Below are 18,909 nucleotides of genomic sequence, written 5' to 3'. Positions count from 1 at the left end.
AACAGCTTCGATACAACCGTTTAACCTCGGGGGGGCATGTGCTCCCCTTTTTTTTGCTTGTCAGAACATCATTCGCCATTGGCCCGTCAGCGCCCCGTTGCGGTTGTCCTGACCGGTTTCACCCTTGTAACTCACCCCCAGGGTATGCCGAGGCGAAACGGCCAGGTCCAGCCCTGTTTCGAAAAGCAGACTGTCACGGTCCAGTTCGTCGCCTTCGACGGTATATGACTTGCCTGCGCCGGCCAGGCCCTGGCGGGAAGTGCCTCGGGTCTCGCCGTAGAGATGTTTCCAACCGAGGCTCAAGCGCGGCGTCAGTCGCATGCCTTGGTCAAGAGAGAAGGACCGGGCGAGGTGCAGGCCCAGATTGCTGTGGAAATAGTCCTGGGTCTGGCCGTTGAACTGCAACGCCGCGTCGCCACCTTTCTCTGAATAGCGATCGCGTCGGTAGCGTTGGTAGCCAAGGTCGATGTAAGGCTCGACATCGAAATGACCGATGTTCAGGTTGTAACCGAGCTGGCCAAAGACCTGCTGCGTATGGGCATCGTAGCGACCTTTGAGGCGATCCCTGAAACCGTTGAAGACCACATGGCGCTTGGTGCTGCCGTCATGATTGGCGTAAACGGCGCCCACGCGCAGGGCCCATGGCCCGTCCTGGCGCAAGGCATAGGCGCCCAGGTGCCAACTGTCGAGCCGACCATCGAACTGCTGGCTGTCCAGCCGGGTTTGCGTCTTGCTGCCGATCACGCCCAGGCGCCAATCCGGGCTGATGGCCCAGTCGGTTCCCAGCATCACACCGCTGGTCGAGTGTTTCAGCGCATAGCTGCCCAACTGTTTGCCGATACTGCCGCTGTTACCGATGGCCTGGACCCAGACTTGACCGTCAGCATGCACGCTCCCCGGGTTTTTCTGGCCCATGGCCGAGAGCATTGCGCTGCTGATCGGCGCCATGCTGCTCAAGGTGGCGTTGCCCAGATCCGCAGTGTTATAGCCACTCAGTTGGTCGATGGCGCTGGCGGCGGTCAGCATATCGCTGCCGAGCAAGGCGTTGATGGCAGCGTTGGGTTTTGCGACTGGCTGGGTAGTTTGCAATTGGCCGGTGGGTTTGGGGGCGGCGCTGGTGATTTTTGGTGGCTCGGCGGGTTTGATTGCTGGGGCTTCGATCCCTGGTCGGGCTCCAGCTGCCTGTGTAACGGTGGGCACATCCATGGGGGCGGGCGCTGGTGGTTTGACCGGTTGCCGCTCTTCGATATGGGCCGCAAATTCTCGCCCGTTTTCGGAACTTGCTGCTTCCTCGATTGGCACATCGTTGCGGGCGTAAGTCAGGTTGACTTGCGTATCGGTGGGAGTCAGCGTCGCCGTCATGAATGCCAGCTTACTGGAGACCGTGCCGAACGCTCCTTCAATCTTCCCCGCGCGGATGACCGTGTGCTCACGCGTCTCAATGTATTCGCCCGGCACGCCGGCGACGGTCAGCGTCGCGTTGTTCAGGAGCGCGGTGCCTTCAACGTTGATCGTGGAGCTACCGCCCTCTGCATTAACCCCGTAGATCAGTTCGGCAGTCTCTGCCAACGACAAATCCTTAGTAACGGAGGGTGCGCCTGTTTCGGGGCCGACTTCCAACTGGCCCGCGATACTCAAGAAATCCACAGTGCCATTGCCGCTGAAGCGGGCCTTCTCGTGTACGTAAATCTGCCCATTGACCACGCCGGAGTTCGTCATGCTGGCACCTGGCTCGACAGTCACGTGATTGGCGACCATGCCCTGGTTATCCAGCTTGCCGAGAACCCCTACCTGCCCCCCGATTTGGCCAGTATTGAGCAACGTGGTGTCTGGCTCGATCACTCCCCAGCCTGTGAAACTCCCGGTGTGTTGCCATTCGCCTTGCGTAACCTGCAATGCCATGAAATTTCGGGTTTCAGCCAATATCGGATGCTTGGCGGCGTCTAGTTGCAGGACGTTTTTTCCACCGCCGCCATCAATGATCCCGGGGAATTTTGCGTTTGCGCTGATGATGACCAAGTCATTTTTGCCAGTCCATCTCGCGTCGCCTTTACGGGGGGAGATGGCATTCTGCCGCTTGGTGTCCCTAGCTTCGGCGAAGGCTCTGAGGTGCTCTTGTTGCTCGGCGGTCGTGAGGATATCGGCGGGTGGCTGGGCCCTCGAAACATCAGCGCAACCGAGGACCAAGGCAACTGCCAGGGCAAGGTGTTGGGGTGGGTGTAAAGGTTGGATAGACATCGAGTGCGGTCTCGTTTGAAAGGAGTCCGCACTTTAAAAATTCCACCCTTGATCACGATGCCAGCTACCGCCTCGCCTTGGGCAAGACACAGCAGATGAAATCTGTAGGCTGGTCGAGTTGCGATCCAGACATCGTCGCGTTGGCTTCCATGGCCTGAAGCGATGCCCTACAAGATCCTCGGAACCGTTCTGTCAGCTGCGCTTGAGATACGCCTTCCCATAATGCCGTTCCATCCGCGTCTGGATCAGCTCCAACGCGATGGACATCAACCAGTAAATGATCGCCGCCGTGGTGAGCATTTCGATGTAGCGGTAGCTGGAGCGACCATAGGATTGGGCCAGGAACATCACTTCCCAAACACCCATCACCGAGATCAGGGACGAGTCCTTGAGCATGGAGATGAATTGGTTGGTGGTCGGTGGAATGATGGTGCGCATGGCCTGGGGCAGGGTGACGCGCCAGAAGATCACGGTTTCGCCCATGCCCAGCGCAAGGGAGGCTTCGCGCTGGCCGTGGGGGACGCCAAGGATCCCGGCGCGGAAGATTTCGCTCAGGTAGGCGCCGTAGTTCAGCGACAGGGCGATGATCCCGGCGGCAATCGCGCCCGGGACCAGTCCCAGTTGTGGCAGGCCCAGGTAGATCAGCAGGATCTGGATCAGCAGCGGTGTGCCGCGAAAGAACGACGCGTAGAAACTGGCAATGCCGAACGCCACCGCGCTGCTGGACAGCCGCGCCAGGGCGGTGATGAAGCCCAGCAAGGACGAAGCGACGATCGAGCACAGGCAGAGAAACAGCGTCAGCGCCGCGCCCTGCAGAAAGCCGTTGGGTGCCAAGTGCACGCCCAGCAGGTTCGGCAGTTTGTCCAGGATGATGGTGAATTTCAGGTCGAAGCTCAGGAAAAAACTCGCGAACAACACCAGCATGGCCGCCCAGGTCAGGTACAACCGTGTGCGAAAACCGAAGATCTTTTTCAGGCGCGACTCGGCCACCGGTTGCGGTGGCCGAGAAGGGGATGGAAAGGAAGTCATTGGCTGATGTCGGCGCCGATCCATTTTTGCGAAAGCTTGCTCAAGGTGCCGTCCTGTTTCAACTGGGCGAAAACCTCACGTACCTTGCTGTTCCACTCAACGTCGCCTTTTTCGATGGCCACTGAGTTCGGTTCGGAATAGAGCGGCTCGCCCGCCAGCTTGAAACGCTTGTCTTCGGTCAGCCGCGGCTGGGCGGTCACCAGGTTGGTCAGCACCGCGTCCAGCCGCACGCCGGCACCTAGGCCCAGATCCTGGAAAGCCACGTTGTCGGTGTCGTACGGGGCGATCTGCACGTTTTCGAAGGGGTAGCTCAGTTGAGTGTCCTCGGCGCCTTCGATCACCAGGTTCTTGTTCAGGTAACTCTCGTAGCTGGAGGCGCTGGTGAGGCCGACTTTCTTACCGCTCAGGTCCTTGGCGCCATGGATGCTGTCGTCCTTGGCGTTGACCACGATCACCGCGGGCGAGGCGTAATACTGAACCGGGAAGTCGAACACCTCGGCGCGGGCTTTACTTGGCGTCATGGAGCAGATGCAGATGTCATAGCGCCCACTCCAGCGCCCGGCGGCGATCACGTCCCAGGAGGGGGTTTCCAGGCGCAGCTTCACACCCAGTTTTTCAGCGACCGCTTTGGCGACATCCACGTCAAAACCGTCGAGCTGGTTCTGATCATTGAGGAATGAGAAGGGCGGATAACTTTCCATCAGCACGCCGACCAGTTCTTTTTTCTGCTCGATGCGATCCAGCGTGGCGCCAGCGAGCGCTTGCGACGAAACGGCCAATAGAGTCAGGCCGAGGGCCAGCAGCGGTTGAAATTTCACGAGAGATCCCTGGCTGAAAAATAAGTTGTGGTTGAGCGATGGGTGCGTATTAAATAGTTATAAGAACAACTCCGGTAGTGAGTTATTTTCATAAGCTTATGAGTGAATCGCATATGGGCGCAGCAACGATAGTCATCCTCGATGGCGGCATGGGCCGCGAATTGCAACGCCGGGGCGCGCCGTTTCGGCAGCCCGAATGGTCGGCGCTGGCCTTGAGCGAAGCACCCCAGGCGGTAGAAGCGGTGCACGCGGCCTATATCGCTAGCGGCGCCAATGTAATTACCAGCAACAGCTACGCCGTGGTGCCGTTTCACATCGGAGAGGAGCGCTTCGCAGCAGAGGGCCAGGCATTGGCGGCGCTGGCGGGGGAGTTGGCGCAGCGAGCGGTACAGGCCTCAGGCAAATCGGTACGGATTGCCGGGTCGCTGCCGCCGTTGTTCGGTTCCTATCGACCCGATTTGTTCGATGCTTCCCGTGCCAATGAATTGCTGGCGCCGCTGGTGACAGGCCTGGCGCCTCATGTTGACCTGTGGCTGGCCGAAACCCAAAGCTCGACGGTCGAAGCGCGGGCGATCCACACCGGGCTGCCGAAGGACGGCAAGCCGTTCTGGCTGTCATTCACCCTGAAAGACGAAGACACCGATGAAGTGCCGCGCCTGCGTTCCGGTGAGCCGGTGGTGGACGCGGCGGCAGTGGCCGCCGAGCTCGGCGTCGAGACGCTGCTGTTCAATTGCAGCCAACCAGAAGTGATCGGCGCGGCAATCGATGCCGCGCGGGACACCTTCGAGCGCCTGGGAGTGAAGATCCACATTGGAGCCTACGCCAACGCCTTTCCTCCTCAACCGAAGGAAGCGACGGCCAACGACGGGTTGGACCCGCTGCGCGACGACCTTGATCCGCCCGGTTATCTGCAGTGGGCGGCCGATTGGCAGAAGCGCGGCGCCAGTCACCTGGGCGGTTGCTGCGGCATCGGGCCGGAGCACATCGCGGTGTTGGCGCAAAAGTTGGTCTGATCCCTTCAAGCAGACATGGCGGCTTACATTTCCCCGCCGCCACAATACATATGTATGTCATCGCGGGTCGGACGAGGCGATAGGTTCCTGGTTCCTTAACTACAACCGGGACCTATCCTTGAAACCCATCAGCCTGTTACCCAACGGTATTCGATTTCAGCCGCATAAATTCGCCGATCAATGGCTCGGTCAATGGGGCCTTACCGGCGACGCGCAGGTTCAGGTCACTTATCAGGAGGTCGAGACTGTCGATTCGGCCGCCGAACGCAAAACCGCATCGGTTCCGTTGCGGGACGCCGTCACACAAGGCTTTCTGAGGGCCCATCAAAGCCGGGCTTCCTCCTCCGTCTTGTCCCCGCGAGAGGGCTGGGTTTATCCCCACCGAAGTCAGATGTCTCTGGACTTTTCGTCACTGCGGGCCAACGGTAAAGCGCTCTCGCAAGATGTCCTGCAGCAATTGCGAGCCGGCATCGCGCCCGGTTACCAGGGCATCGGACAACCCGTCATCACCGAGGTGGATGCCGAGGGTAATCTGCTCGGCGTCCGTGAAAAGGAGCAACTGCGCCAACTGGGGTTTCTGGATGCCAATCAGGTGCAACTGGCCCGGTTGTTCGCCGCGCTTCCAACGTTCGACACAGTGCTCAAAAGCCTGCTGGTGGGCCGGATCAAGGCCAGTATCGCCCAAGGGAGACTCCATGCCTGGGTGCTCGAGCACATGGAACCGGATCACTGCTATGTGAATCATTTTGCCGTCGACTCGATGGGCAAGCGTTCGTTGACCTCCTCCCAGCGTTTCACCGACGTCATGCTGGGCTGCCTGGCAACGGATACGCCGCCCACCTACACCGTCGGCAGTGTGGGATTCTTTACCCGCCCGGATGCGGTGGAAGAAGCTGACAGCCTGTTTGTCAGCCCGTTGGACCGCAAGACCGCAGCGACCATGGAGTCGGTCTTCTATATCGCCCCACCCATTGCCAACGAAAGCCTCAAGCGCCAGTTCCTCGATGACCTTGTCGCGTTTGGCACGAACAAAAGCGTAGCGCGCGCGCTCGATATGCCCAGCCCATCCACGGCAGAAACGGCGCTGGCGTATTTTCTGGGTCGGCGCTTCCTGTATCTGTTCGATCTGTACAAGGCGGATCGGGATCCGGCCATTGCACTGACCCAGGATGAGCGGAACCTGCGCAACGACGAAGACCGCCTGTTGGACATCATCACAACCCATCCCCGCATGTCGGACAGGAACCGCCTGTTGCGGGCACCCATTCCCCATGCCTATGCCGTCATGCTCGACATGGGGGCCGCGACGCCACGCAAGTGGCCGGCAGCCATGGTCATCAAACGGGCCGATCAGTCTTTTCTGTTCCTGTATTCGCTGGAAGGGGGGATACAGAAATTCCGCTCCTTCCAGGAACTGGTGCAAAAGACAAACCCTGTCTTTGAGGGGCTGGAACGCAAAATCCGGGATATTTCCACCGAGTTGTCCGGGCACGTCTTCGAAACAGCGGCAGATGACCTGCTGCGTTTGCAAAGCGCGGCGTTGGAGGCGTTTCTGAACGCCCCGGCAAACGAAACGCTCGCCTTGCCCGCCTTCGCCCTGGGCGTCGACGACGCGCTTGAGCTTCCGATGTTGTCCCTTGCCGGGCCTTTGGCTGTCCGCCAGGAGGCACTGGTGGAAAACAATCGCCCCGACTTCTTCAAAGCGGCGAATGCTTCCCAGAGAGCCCATTACCGCAGCCTGGAGCTGCGGGTGCTGGAAGCCGCCTATACGCTGGCAGACAGCGATATCAAGACCTTGCTGCAGTTCACTCGCCAGAAGATCAGGCAGTACCTGCAGGCCACCGTGCACCCGGACATAGATCCCGATCCGGACCAGTCCATGGTCACATTCTTCTATGGAAAAAGGGCCAACCCGAGGCAGTCCCGTGTCACCAGCCTGACCCAGTTGCTATTGGATAACCTGCGACCGTCCCAGTACCCGAATGCCATGAGGGAAGTGCTGAGTGTCTACATCATCGATCCCGACGGGGAGCGGATCCGGAACCCGGCCAACGGTTATTTCCTCACGATGAGCGGGCGCGAACTTGCCAGGATGGTCACGAGCATCGATGCCGGTGGAAGTTATGAAGCCATGCTCAGGGAGGAAATGAATAAACCTGCCTACAAAAAGGCTTGGCAGACAGCGTATCTGGCCAATCTGAAATTCAAAGGGTATGAGGCCTCGCTCCAGGGCGACACCGTGTTCAAGGCCATGGTGGTCGATAAGGCCTTCAACCCACCGAAATCGACGAAGAAGCTCGTCCTCTGGCTGGACGCTGTCCTGCGCTCACCGTCGACAGAGGGCCGTACCCCGGTCATGGGGCGCAGGGTGCATGTGTACGGTCTGTTATTGGGCGGAAGCATGGCCGCCGGCGGTCGGCACGCCCATATGGGCAATGCGAACAGCATCAATGGTGCGCTGGTGTTTTCCGACCAGGAAGGGCCCGATATCAAGGGCACCGTGGGCGTTTATTTGCCCGACAGCCCCGAGGGCGAGGATTTCCATGAGTTCGCCGACCTGAGCGACGGCATTGCCGAGCTGTTGCCACGGGAGGATTGGCAGGCGTATTTCCGTTCGCGTATCTCCACGAACGACCCGGCGCAGATAAAGCGGACCCTGGGTCAACAGGGCGGTCGTCCGCTGATTCGCGGTTCGTTGATCAGCGGTGATCTGTTTGAGACTCTCCACCGGGCACACGTCAACTTTCACAGTGCCCATGCCGATCACCGCTCCAACAGTAACCGCAATGTTCGTCATCAAACTTATGGCAGGCTCGGGCAGATGGTGATCGAGATCGTCATGGAACTGGCCGGTATGTTCCTGGCGCCGGGTTTTCAGATGCTCAAGAGCGCCGTTAAAACGGGCTTGTTGATCTACAGGACCGGGGCTATTCCGCTGAACCTGAAAACCCTGGCGCTGGTACACACCGTGGCCAACCATGGCGGCTGGCGCCTTACCCGAGGCGTGGGGGTACCCACTCGGAGTCAATCCTTTTTTCGCGCGGTGACGGCTCAGCAGAGTCAGGATGAAGCACTGACCGGACTGCCGTTGGACGCGGCGATTTATGGCCGTTATGCCGTGACGGATACATCGGTAATACGCGGGCTGACAGCGGATGCGCGGGGTTTTTATCGCGCGACTGTCAGCAATACGACCACCGGCAGCGTGACGTCCCGCCCTGTGTATGTGCGACAACCCGAGGGGACAGTGTTTCGGGTGCATGACCACACGAGGCTGGACGCGACCGAGGCCATTCTGGTCGACCCGTTAACGGGATTGGACATCCGCTCCACTGGCGTGATGAGAAGCACCGTGGCGCGAATGTCCGATGGGCAGTGGCGCGCCGTGGGGTTTGGCCGCGGAGGCGGTAAACGGCCGGGGGATCTGAGTCCCCAGCCAGGGCCGTCAAAACCCAAGAGACCGGCCCTGTCGTCTGCGGCTCTGTCCTCGCAGGTTCGTACGCCAGGCACCTGGAACAATCAGCTGATGGACCTGATTCCGTCGATCATGACGCGTCTGGAAAGTTGGCCGCAGAACCGGAGCCTGCTAATCATCAATGAACAGGATCCTGAACATGTCTGGTCGTTGCGCTTTACGCCTGGGCAAGACGAAACCATCTATCCCCTGAGCAGCCATCCAGACAGGACCGACACCGATGTCGTCCTCAATCGCACGACCCAGCATCATTACAACCTGGTGCTGGGCGAGGAGACCGTGGCGATCCCTGGCGACGGTGATTGTTTCTTCAATGCTGTTACCCGTGGGCTTAATGAAGGACAGGCCCAGCAAACGTTCTCGATGCAGGGTTTGCGCAATGAAGTGGCTGATTATATCGACCGGCATCCGCATATCGGGCAATACGTGGCGTCGCCACCGACCAGGATTCAACAGGCACTTTTTGAGAATGCGCCCTCGCTGGACAACCTGTTGGGCCAGGCGGCAATGCTTGATCTGTCGCGGATCGTCTATGGCGCACCCAACCCGCATCGCCTGTTCCAGCCAACGTTGCGTTACCTGGACCTGCAAGCAAACAGTTCGGTGCGAACGGCGATCACCGCAAACCCGGCCTCCAGATTGCCGCCGGAAATCCTCCAGCAAGTCGGGCGCATATTGTCGCAGCGGCCGCCGGCGAAATTGGCGGCCAGCGTTTATGCGCCATATTCCGGGGAAGAGCGACAAACCATGCAGCAACTGTTCGAGGACCTCTTGGTGGGGCCCGTTGAGCCTGCACTGATCCAGAAGTTGCTTGATGACAAGTTCCTGCTAATGACCCCTGACGTGGCCCATATCCTGCTGGAGTACGGCGTGACCGCAAGGCAACTGGTCAATCACCATCCCAATAACAGTTCGGCTTATATCTTGTATGACGAAGCGCTGCACGGTCATCTGGACGAAGACCAGCTTGAAGCCTTGCTCGATGGGGCCTACCTGGTCGATAGCGACGATCTGGCTGATGCCAAGAGTCTGTTGGTGGCCGATTCTGGCAAGTCCGTCAGTGATACTTCGGAGCTGTTCGATCATTTCATTTACACGGACAGGGCCGATAGGACTGTCAACTTGTTCAAGACCGCTCTCGGGCGTTTTCCCGTCTTGCTGAGACGGGCGAATTTTCTGTTCAGGTCGCCGATCATCGCGCATAACCTGGGCGGTTTGTTGCGGGTGGGCGAAGTGGCCCGGTGGCTACGTAACCCGGCCTTGTCCGATAGGCGTTTCCAGCTTCTTGCGGAGTATGCGAGCACCCGCTACAGCGAATTGCAGCGCACCGAAAGCATCGATGTCGACTGGATGCAGTTGTTCGACGACCGGAACCTGCAAAATATCGTCACGCATCAAGACGAGTTGGCGGATTTCCTGGTGTTCCTGGGGGGCGCCTGGGGGAACATCATGGACAACGACATACCGGCTGTCGCCAAGCTGTTCAGCTTTGCGGGGCAGCCTCCCTCCAACGACAGGGTCGCGTCGTTATTCGATGTTCCGAATCTCTGGGGCTCTTTGCAGAAGCTGCGCAAGGATTACGCCAGCCAGATTTGGGCCGACCTGATTGGGCCGCACTTCAGCGACGCCACCATCCGGCTCGCACTGGCCCGACCTGGGGCGCTGAATTCCGAGATGCACCTTGCCCTTGCCCTGAGAAGCAGCCTTGCCCCGGACGAATTCCGCGCCAACCAGATCATGCAGCGCTTGCTCTCCATCGGCCAACGTCGGGCCCAGCAGTACCTCTACAACTTCGACTTCCCGACCAATCGCCTGGGCCATAGTCGTCTGGACTTTGCGATGTACGTGGAAAGCCATCTGACCATTCCGGACTGGGCCTGGCAGTATGCAAGGCACGGCGTCACCCCGGACTCACTCAAGAAGATTGGCGAGGTGAAGCCTAAACCCGAGTAACACCGCGAATCCCCTGTGGGAGCAAGCTTGCTCGCGAATGCGGTGGGTCAGTTGGCAATAATGTTGACTGTAACGCCGTCTTCGCGAGCAAGCCCGCTCCCACACTGAATCTGGGGTGAGCGCTGGTTCTGTGGACACTGAAGAACCCCTGTGGGAGCGAGCCTGCTCGCGATAGCTGACGGTCAGGCGAAACAACCTATGAGCGACACTCCACCAACCCAAGCACCTGTCCACCCTCGCGCTGATTCTCCTCACTCAGCCACCGCTCGAATCCCACCCGGATCGCCGGCCATTCCGAGTCCAGCATCGAGTACCACGCAGTGTCGCGGTTCTGTCCCTTGACCACCATGTGTTGGCGGAACACCCCTTCAAAGGTGAAGCCCAGCCGCTCGGCGGCGTATTTGGAGCGAGCGTTGGCGTTGTTGCATTTCCATTCGAGACGCCGATAACCCAGGGCGAAAGATTCCCTGGCCAGCAGATAAACCGCCTCGGTGCTTTTCGGCGAGCGCTGCATCGGCGCACCGAAGGTTACATGGCCGATCTCGATGCGACCTTGTGCTGGCACGATCGACATCAAGCTGAGAATTCCCTGCACCTCGCCGCTGGCGCGGTCGATCACACTGAAGAAATACGGATCGGTATTGGCTGCATGATTGGCCAGCCACGCATCGAAAGCGTCGCGATCCTTGAACGGGCCGTAGGGCAAATAATCCCAGAGCTTGGGATCCGCTCCGGGCCCTTCGAGGGCTTGCCACAGGCCATCGGCATGACGCCCCGGATCGAGTTTCTCCAGGCGGATGAAACGCCCTTCGATCAACTGCGCAGACGGCGCTGGGACGCCTTTCCAGTCGGCGGGTGAAATCGGCATGCTGTGCTCCTTACAGGGCTTTGCGAAATTGAATGAAGCCTGGGCGTTCGGCGATGCGCTCGTAGAGTTGGATCGCGGTTGCGTTGGTTTCGTGGGTCAGCCAATGCACCTTGCAGCAACCATCGGCCTTGGCGGTGGTGTAGACGAATTCGATGAGCTGGCGCCCGACGCCGCTGCCACGGCTGTGCTCCGTGACGAGCAAGTCTTGCAGGTAGCAGGAGTTTTCGATGCTCCAGTTCGAACGGTGATAGATGAAATGCACCAGGCCTACTGCGGTGTCGCCGTCCCAGGCGAGGGCGCCGTGGGTCGGCTCTTGATCATCGAGCAGGCGTTGCCAGGTGCTTTGGCTCACGGTCTGCGGCAGTTCGGTGTTGTAGAAGCGCAGGTAGGCCTGCCACAGCGGCAGCCAGGCGGCGTGATCGTCAGCGGTGACGAGGCGGATCTGGGGTTGGCTCATATTCACTCCTTGGACAATGGATCAGGCATCAGGCGCGCGAGCATCTGGTCTTGGGGGACGGGGCTGGCGGCGAGACCATTGCGCACCCCGCTGACGTCCGCCGGGCTGCGGTTCTGGCTGAGCTTGCGCTTGCCTTCCAGGCGCTGGATAGGCAGGACGAAGCCGACGATGGCCCTGAGCATGCTGTCGATGTACTCGGCTGGCGCGTCGTCGATTGTCCACGGCTGGGCGCGGCCGCTTTCGTGGCGGTCGGTGAGGGCGCCGACCAGGTTGCGCAAACGATGGGGGTCGCTGAACACCTCGGCCGTGCCATAGGCATGCACGGCCAGGTAGTTCCAGGTCGGCACGACTTTGCCGTGTTCGGCCTTGCTGGGGTAGAAACCGGGGCTGACGTAGGCATCGGCCCCGGCGAAGACCACCAAGGCTTCGGCGCCGGCTTCCAGGTCGCGCCATTGCGGATTGGCCCGGGCCATGTGCCCGTAAAGGCTGCCATTGGGGCCCTGTTGCGTGTCCAGCAACAGCGGCAAGTGACTGGCCTGCAAGCCGTGTTCACCGTGCGTGATCAATACGGCCAGACGGCAATCATTCATCATGCCGTGCAGCTGGGGCAGGTCTTCGACGGCAAAGGCTTTGGGGTTGTACATGATGATTTTCCTTGGCGAATGCGAGCATCCTAGGCAGGCTATTGGTCTGTTGTAAGAGCCACTTATGGTCAATTGGATAGGTCCATTACGAGGACTGTCATGAACAACCCTGTGCCGCCCCTGTCTTTCAATCCCGCCGGTATCGAGCTGGATCGCCGCCAGGGGCTGAGTCGCCAGCTCTATCAGGCTTTGCGTTCACGAGTGCTGGACGGCCGCCTGGCCAGCGGCACGCGGCTGCCGGCCAGCCGGGACCTGGCAGCGGCTTTGTCGATTTCACGCAACAGTGTGGTGCGAGCCTATGACCAGCTCTATGCCGAGGGTTTCATCGAAGGGCGGGTCGGTGACGGTACTTATGTGGCAAGACTGTCGTCGACGGCCCTGCCTTTGAAAAACATATCCACAAAAGTATCCACAGGGTTTTCAACAGGCTTATCCACTGGTTTATCCACAGATTGGCTCGATTTGCCTGTGGGTCCATCCAGTAAAGTTATCCACAGTGGGGCATTGAAACGGGTCGAAAAGAACCATTTACCTCAACCACCCCTCGGCCCGCCAAGGGCCTTTCGGGTCGGTGTTCCGGCGTTCGACCTGTTTCCTTTCGAGGTTTGGGCCAAGCTGAATGCGGCTTTCTGGCGCAAGCCGGATCTGCAACAGCTGTGTTATGGCGACGCGCAAGGTGACGCGCGCCTGCGCGGCCTGATCGCCGCTTACCTGCGCAGCTCCCGCGGCCTGCACTGCACGGCTGAACAAATTGTGATCACCAGTGGTGCACAGCAGGGCATTAGCCTTTGTGCACAGCTGCTGGTGGATCCGGGTGATGTCGTGGCGGTGGAGAATCCTGGCTACCGCGCCGCTGGGCATGCGTTTGCCGTGGCCGGTGCCGAGGTGAAAGGCGTGCCGGTCGACAGCGATGGCCTTGATTGCACGGCGCTCGGTGCGTTGAGCCACTGCCGACTGGCCTACGTCACGCCGTCCCATCAATACCCGACCGGAGTGGTCATGAGCCTCGCGCGCCGGTTGGAGCTGCTGGCCTGGGCCGAGCGCAATAACGGTTGGATCGTCGAGGATGACTACGATGGCGAGTATCGCTACAGCGGTGCGCCACTGGCGCCTCTGGCTGCACTGGATCGCCAAGGGCGAGTCCTTTATGTGGGGACGTTCGGCAAAGTCGCATTTCCGGCCTTGCGCCTGGGCTATCTCGTGTTGCCATCCGGCCTGGTAGATGCCTTCGCCCAACGTCGCGCGGTGGATGTACGTCACTCTGAAGTCAGCACCCAGGCGGTCATGGCCGAGTTCATGGCCGCCGGGCATTTCCAGCGGCACATCAGGCGCATGCGGCGGGCCGCACTGGCCCGACGCGACGCGCTGCTGGCCGGGTGGCCGAAGTCGTTGAACGGCGTCGGCGCCATGCCCACGGTCGTCGCCGGATTGCACGTCACGGTGCCGGTGGACAACATCGAGCGCGAGCGCGAGCTGATCGCCCGGGCCACCGAAGCCGGCGTCGAGGTCAATGGCTTGAGCAGCTACTGGTTGCCTGCCACTACCCCGACGCAGGTACGGGCGGGGCTGGTGCTGGGGTTCGCGGCGGTCCCGCCAGCGACGATCGATGCCGCGCTGGCGCGTCTGGCGAAGGCCTGGCCGACATGAGTGCCGGGCGTCGATAGACGCCTGGCTTTGTCCGTCACGACAGTCGTTTTGGAAAGAACACCTCCCTGGCCTGGTCCACGGCGATTTCGCTGCGGTAAAGATCGATCAGTTGCCGCTGGGTCAATTCCTTGGTCGAGTCGGCGGCCCGGCCCAGGCTGACTTGTTCCGGTGTTTTCAAACGCGCCGAAAGATAAGCATGGGCAGGCGCCCAGTCAGTGGAATAACGGAAGTCGGCGAACCACAGCGTTTTGTTCTCTTTCAGGTCCTTGATCTCGTACCGGTCCAGATAGCCATAAACAGGACCTCTGAGGCGTTGCCGGTTCTTTTGCCGAGTGATGGAAATCTGGTTCCGGCTTTTAAGCCATATCAAGCCACTCATGGTCGGTGGCCGTTGTTTGATGACCTTGAGGATGCCTTCGAACCCTTCCTCATAAAGGGTCTTGGACGCCTGCTTGAGTGTTTTGCGGGTGGACTCGGCCAACTGCCGGTCCTGGGCCGACACACCCACCGTTTCGTTAGAGGCGTTGTCCAGCGCCTTGGTGATCGCCACGGCGACTTTCTCCATGCGGCCAGCGTGTGCATTCAGAATCATCCCGATGCCGGTGGGTGATCGACTGGGTTTGTTGGCGTATTCCTGGATTTGCGTCTTGAACGCTGCCAGCCCGTCAATCAGGGCCTTACCCTTGGTGATGCTGGTTGCCAACGCAGGAACGGGCGCCGGCGCTTCGGCGATGACGTGAGGCACCCACTCACCGGTTTCCTTGCGATGAAACGTGGCAATGATTTTTTCTGAAAGCGGGTTTTTCACATCGACCCAGCCCGTCTCTTCCTTGGTTTTCGAGAGCCGGGGTTCGCCACTGACCAGACCCCAGAAACGCGCCCTGATGAACTTTTTCCGAGGCCGGGGGCGCTGCTCGTACGGGTTGCCGAGGCTGCGCCGGTTGCTTCGCTCATCGAGGGCCCAGGCCAGGTGACGGACTGCGCGTTTCTTGATCTGGCCAATCTGCTTTATCAGTCGATTGAGTTCTGCCGGGCGCACACTGGCCTTATATTCATCGCCCAGGTATTCGAGATGTTCTTCGATGGCGGTGAACTGTTCCGTCAGGCTGCCGAATGCATCGATCTGTTCGTCCAGCCTGATCACACTTCGCTCCTCGATGGCGTCGTGCAGGCTTTGGAACGCAACCGTGATGTTATCGACCACTTGGTTGAGATCTGCCCACCCCTCAGGCACGGTGTGGATGCTGTCGAGCGACAGGCAAAGGTGGCGATACATGTCCAACTGGATCAGGCGGATCGCATCGCTTTTGTAGGCCGGCATTTTCCCGCGGTGCTGGCGCAGGAATTCAAAGCCTTCGCGCCCCTGCTTCTTGAGTCGGTAGAAGCGGGTTTCCATGTAATCCAGGCGCTCGATCATGTCGTCACCGACCCGGATCATGGCATCGGCAGCATCGACGTGTTGCTGCTCGACTTCCTCGATCGTCGAAGTGGCCATGTCCAGGGCTTCTCTCAGGGCGGGGGTGAAGCGAGCCTTCAGCGCGTCTATTTCCTCGAACGTAAAATTGATCTGCGCGTTCAAGTAGCCGAGTCGGACTTGAGGCGCGTCGGGCCTTGATTGAAAGACCGGCCATTCGGTCAGGATCTTCAACGCTTCTTCGTAGCTTTCCCGTTGGGTCTTCAACGTACTCAAATAGACGATGCGTTTGAGCTCCTTGGCAGAGCCGGACGCCTTACCCAGCTCCTTGGCATCCATAGTCAGCAACTTCTGGCCTTCGATTTTCTTTTCTTCGAAGCGAGTCAACTGCGCCAGCAGCTGAATGCCACGGCGCCTGGCATTGGCGATGACCTCCTGCCGGGCACCTTTCGATCCGCTACCGCGCAGACGCAGGCGCGTGTCGACATGCCATTCGCCGTGGGCATGGCGCATCAGTGCCGGCCCTGGGTGGGAGGGGTCTTTTTCGTCGACGATGGACACATGGTCCCCTTCCACCTTTACCTTGAACCACTTGTCGGCCATTTTGGCGAACCAGTCATCGCCCTGTTGGTAGAGGCCCTTGAGCGGGCCCTCGCTCTTGAGCTGTTCGGCGTGCTCGGGCTTGTTGACGCTCAAGGGCCTGAGCAGCTTGGCATGCTCGCCGGACTTGCCCGCCAAGGCGCCACTGGAATGAATGGTGTCGTAGTGCTCGGCGGGCAGTCTGGTGTCCTTGGGCGGTATGAATTGCTCGATGATGGGCGCAGGCTTGGTCAGTTTTTCCTGCTCGGGCACGACCTGGGGGGCTTCTGTCAGGCGGCTATCAGTATTCTCCCGGGCGCGCTCGATGGCGTGTGCGGTAATCGCCATGGCCATGTTCAGCAAGAGGTCGACAAACGCTTCCCACGTGGCCTGGCTGTCGGCTTCTTCGTCGCCTTGTGTCATCGTTTCAACGTCGTCGAGGATTTGCCAAAGCCAGATGGCGGTGCCTACCGCAGCCCCGAGGTAGGGCAGGGCCAGGTTGAAAATCAACCAACTGGCCTGTTTGAAGGTTTCCCAGCGGTTCTCGCTATTGGACACAGACTGACGGTCGGCGAGGGCGGTCAGGGCCTCGGCATTGGACCTGAACAACCGCGGCAGAAAATCCGCCCCCAGAGTCTGGTTGCTCAAGCTGACGGGGGCGCTGTTGGTCCACGAAGAGAAGGGGTCGGTGGCGAATTCGACGATCATCCAGGGCGAGGGGATCGGCCCGGAAAAGAGGTATCGGCTGTAGTTCTCGCGTACTCCGTCGGGCAGCCAGGCCAGCACCGATTGACGCAAGGAGGGAGTCTGCCGGATGGCGTAGATCAGATTGCTCGGCGTCGGATACTGGCACAGCTGCGGTTCCAGCAGCGGGCGATAGAGCACGCAGGGGCCTGCATCGAAATCCTGCGGACCGATCACGAACATGTTGGTCACGACGTCTCCCGCAGTGCCTTGGGACTGGCCGGAGACGAAAGCCAGCTCGCGCATGACGATTGTCTGCCCGTCGACCTTGCGCTCGGCTTCGTCGGTCTCCATCACGGCGGCGATGTAACGGTAGCCGCGCTCGTCGATGTTGCAATCGCCGCGAATCTTGCTCTCCAGCGCCAGCATGGGTAACTGGATGCGTAGCTGAGCAGTGTAGAGATTTTCCCGGCGGGTCGATTCGACGGTATCGCCCAGTAGCTTGCTCTTGACCAGTTCGGGATAAACGCGACCGACGTCGACCTTGGTCACCAGATTTTCGACGTAGTCGACCGTCATCCATCCGGGCAGCTTGTCGCCGTCGAGAGATCTGACCACTTTGTCGCCAAGGGGCAGCGCAATCAGGTTCTGTAGCGCCAGGTCGACGAGGTTGAGCCGCGTGATCTCGATTTTGCCGGGAACAACGAAGGTGCCCCAGACGACGGGGCTGCGGATTTGCAGTTCGATCCGTTGCGGGTCGAGCGTCGCGGCGTCGGCATGCTCCGATTGCATCTGCTGTTTCAAAGCGTTCAGCGCATAGTGTTTGATGGGGGGAATATCGTCCAGGTAGGTCTTGCCGGCATGGGAGCTGCTCAGCGCGGACAGGTTCTTCATGTGTTGGGCGAACAGGATCTGGTCGGACGTCGATGCTTGCTGGAGCCAGTCCGGCATCTGCTTCTCGTACCAGGCCGCATCAGGACCGGTGTCGGTCTGTGTTCCACTGAGCGCGGGCTGCTCGCTGTCGTCGGCCATGAACCCTTTCAGGATCTCGGGAGAGCCCAGGATCTGTACCTGGGTGGCAATCAAGCCGCAGGCCTTGTGATCGAAAATGTTGCCTTCGGGCTCAAAGAAGCGCCACTGGATCTTCTTGCCCTCCACGTTGCCCAGATGATCAGGCAAGGTCTGCTCCAATGCTTGCAGTGAGTCGAACTTCTCGTAGCTGCGACGTAGCGAGTAGGCGAGGATGGTCTGTTTTTTGTCGACGGTTCCGATCAGCACCACCAGGGAGTTGTCGATCATGCGTGTCAACTTGTCGCCATCCACCTCATCGATGTCGATCAGGTACGCATGGGTGCCATAAGGGTCGTTGGCCTTGCGGTCCTGCAGGTCGGGGTACAGGAACAGTTGCCTGGCCATGGCACAGTCGGAGTCCGTCCAGCCCTTGACCTGCTTAACGTCCCAGAGTCTGTGCAGCAGGCTGGAGAGCTCATGCCAGCGCGGCGGCGCGGTGCCGATCGTGGCGTTCCAGTACACCAGTTGCTGTTCCTGGCAGGCGGACACCATGACGGGCGCGAGTTCATTGATCAGGCTGCCGATCTGAGCGATGCGCACCGGCAGGTGCACCTCGGGGGTCGTCAGTGGCAGGTGGGTCAGAAAGTGAAAGCCCTCTATCAGCAGCGTCGCATAGTCCTCATTCATCCGTGCCGCCAGCATGTTGCTGAGTGTCTGGTAACGCGTGGGCCGCTCAACGATCTGGCCGTCGACGATTTCCCAATTCGGCTCACCGACCACAGTATTGTTCGGGTCCAGATGCAAATGGGGATAGAGCTTCTTGAGCGCGTTGTGCAGAAGGGCGGCGGCTACCTCCGGCGAGGTCGGGCCGGCGAGCAACTGGTTGAGCACCGCGTCGCCAAGGCTGGCGTCGGGTGCGGCGGGTTTAGGGGTTAAGGGTTGGGTCATCTGAGTCTCCCTGTCTCGCGATACATGGCATGCCCAAAGCCGAACGCTTCGGGAACGCCATGCTAGGGCGCGGCAGAACAGAGACGGTGGTAACTATGTATAGGGCGCAGTGTCAGCCCGGGTGAGAGGCC

The 18,909-nt window shown here is 60.0% G+C and carries 10 protein-coding genes; 3 read left to right on the top strand and 7 right to left on the bottom strand.

The annotated features are described in order from the left end of the window. Positions 1-60: 60 nt before the first annotated feature. From BM132_RS18910 to BM132_RS18900, 3 genes are all read right to left on the bottom strand, one after another. Positions 61-1,902, bottom strand: a complete 1,842-nt coding sequence (locus tag BM132_RS18910) for an autotransporter outer membrane beta-barrel domain-containing protein (protein WP_256244283.1) — start codon at positions 1,900-1,902, stop codon at positions 61-63. A gap of 528 nt (positions 1,903-2,430) precedes the next feature. Further along, positions 2,431-3,267: an amino acid ABC transporter permease gene (locus tag BM132_RS18905; RefSeq protein ID WP_092457761.1), complete on the bottom strand. Its 837-nt coding sequence runs from the start codon at positions 3,265-3,267 to the stop codon at positions 2,431-2,433. Continuing rightward, on the bottom strand, positions 3,264-4,085 hold the full coding sequence (locus BM132_RS18900; RefSeq protein ID WP_092457758.1) for an ABC transporter substrate-binding protein: 822 nt from the start codon (positions 4,083-4,085) through the stop codon (positions 3,264-3,266). Before BM132_RS18900 ends, BM132_RS18905 begins: the two co-directional genes overlap by 4 nt. Positions 4,086-4,198: 113 nt before the next feature. On the opposite strand from BM132_RS18900, the gene BM132_RS18895 reads away from it, so the two are divergent. Beyond that, entirely contained in the window at positions 4,199-5,098 is a 900-nt protein-coding gene (locus BM132_RS18895; protein WP_092457755.1) for a homocysteine S-methyltransferase family protein, read from the top strand. 391 nt (positions 5,099-5,489) lie between these two features. Further along, on the top strand, positions 5,490-10,526 hold the full coding sequence (locus BM132_RS18890; protein WP_256244281.1) for an OTU domain-containing protein: 5,037 nt from the start codon (positions 5,490-5,492) through the stop codon (positions 10,524-10,526). A gap of 196 nt (positions 10,527-10,722) precedes the next feature. On the opposite strand, the gene BM132_RS18885 is transcribed toward BM132_RS18890, so the two are convergent. From BM132_RS18885 to BM132_RS18875, 3 genes are read right to left on the bottom strand one after another with little or no spacing between them, the layout of a single operon-like run. After that, complete coding sequence (locus tag BM132_RS18885; protein ID WP_092457752.1) at positions 10,723-11,394, bottom strand: GNAT family N-acetyltransferase; 672 nt, start codon at positions 11,392-11,394, stop codon at positions 10,723-10,725. Positions 11,395-11,404: 10 nt separating this feature from the next. Then, positions 11,405-11,851 (bottom strand): GNAT family N-acetyltransferase, encoded by a 447-nt coding sequence (locus BM132_RS18880; protein ID WP_092457749.1) that lies wholly within the window; start codon positions 11,849-11,851, stop codon positions 11,405-11,407. Between the two features lie 2 nt (positions 11,852-11,853). After that, the gene (locus BM132_RS18875) at positions 11,854-12,495 is read right to left on the bottom strand and encodes an FMN-binding negative transcriptional regulator (RefSeq protein WP_092457746.1); all 642 of its coding nucleotides are present in this window, start codon (positions 12,493-12,495) and stop codon (positions 11,854-11,856) included. A gap of 99 nt (positions 12,496-12,594) precedes the next feature. Between BM132_RS18875 and BM132_RS18870 the strand changes: the two genes are divergently transcribed. Beyond that, positions 12,595-14,142, top strand: coding sequence for a MocR-like pyridoxine biosynthesis transcription factor PdxR (locus tag BM132_RS18870; RefSeq protein WP_092457742.1), 1,548 nt, complete (start codon positions 12,595-12,597; stop codon positions 14,140-14,142). 34 nt (positions 14,143-14,176) lie between these two features. Here the strand turns inward: BM132_RS18870 and BM132_RS18865 are convergent, their stop codons facing one another. Next, on the bottom strand, positions 14,177-18,778 hold the full coding sequence (locus tag BM132_RS18865; protein WP_092457739.1) for a dermonecrotic toxin domain-containing protein: 4,602 nt from the start codon (positions 18,776-18,778) through the stop codon (positions 14,177-14,179). Between the last annotated feature and the right edge of the window lie 131 nt (positions 18,779-18,909).

Source organism: Pseudomonas sp. NFACC45 (assembly GCF_900113505.1).
Taxonomy (GTDB): Bacteria; Pseudomonadota; Gammaproteobacteria; order Pseudomonadales; family Pseudomonadaceae; genus Aquipseudomonas; species Aquipseudomonas tehranensis.
The sequence above is the reverse complement of the archived record's forward strand: the minus strand, read 5'-3'. Positions and strand labels throughout refer to the sequence as shown.

Coding starts and splice junctions, on each gene's coding strand:
- BM132_RS18910 (WP_256244283.1), bottom strand. CDS start 1,902: ATGGCATTGCAGGTTACGCAAGGCGAATGGCAACACACCGGGAGTTTC.
- BM132_RS18905 (WP_092457761.1), bottom strand. CDS start 3,267: ATGACTTCCTTTCCATCCCCTTCTCGGCCACCGCAACCGGTGGCCGAG.
- BM132_RS18895 (WP_092457755.1), top strand. CDS start 4,199: ATGGGCGCAGCAACGATAGTCATCCTCGATGGCGGCATGGGCCGCGAA.
- BM132_RS18890 (WP_256244281.1), top strand. CDS start 5,490: ATGTCTCTGGACTTTTCGTCACTGCGGGCCAACGGTAAAGCGCTCTCG.
- BM132_RS18885 (WP_092457752.1), bottom strand. CDS start 11,394: ATGCCGATTTCACCCGCCGACTGGAAAGGCGTCCCAGCGCCGTCTGCG.
- BM132_RS18880 (WP_092457749.1), bottom strand. CDS start 11,851: ATGAGCCAACCCCAGATCCGCCTCGTCACCGCTGACGATCACGCCGCC.
- BM132_RS18875 (WP_092457746.1), bottom strand. CDS start 12,495: ATGTACAACCCCAAAGCCTTTGCCGTCGAAGACCTGCCCCAGCTGCAC.
- BM132_RS18870 (WP_092457742.1), top strand. CDS start 12,595: ATGAACAACCCTGTGCCGCCCCTGTCTTTCAATCCCGCCGGTATCGAG.
- BM132_RS18865 (WP_092457739.1), bottom strand. CDS start 18,778: ATGACCCAACCCTTAACCCCTAAACCCGCCGCACCCGACGCCAGCCTT.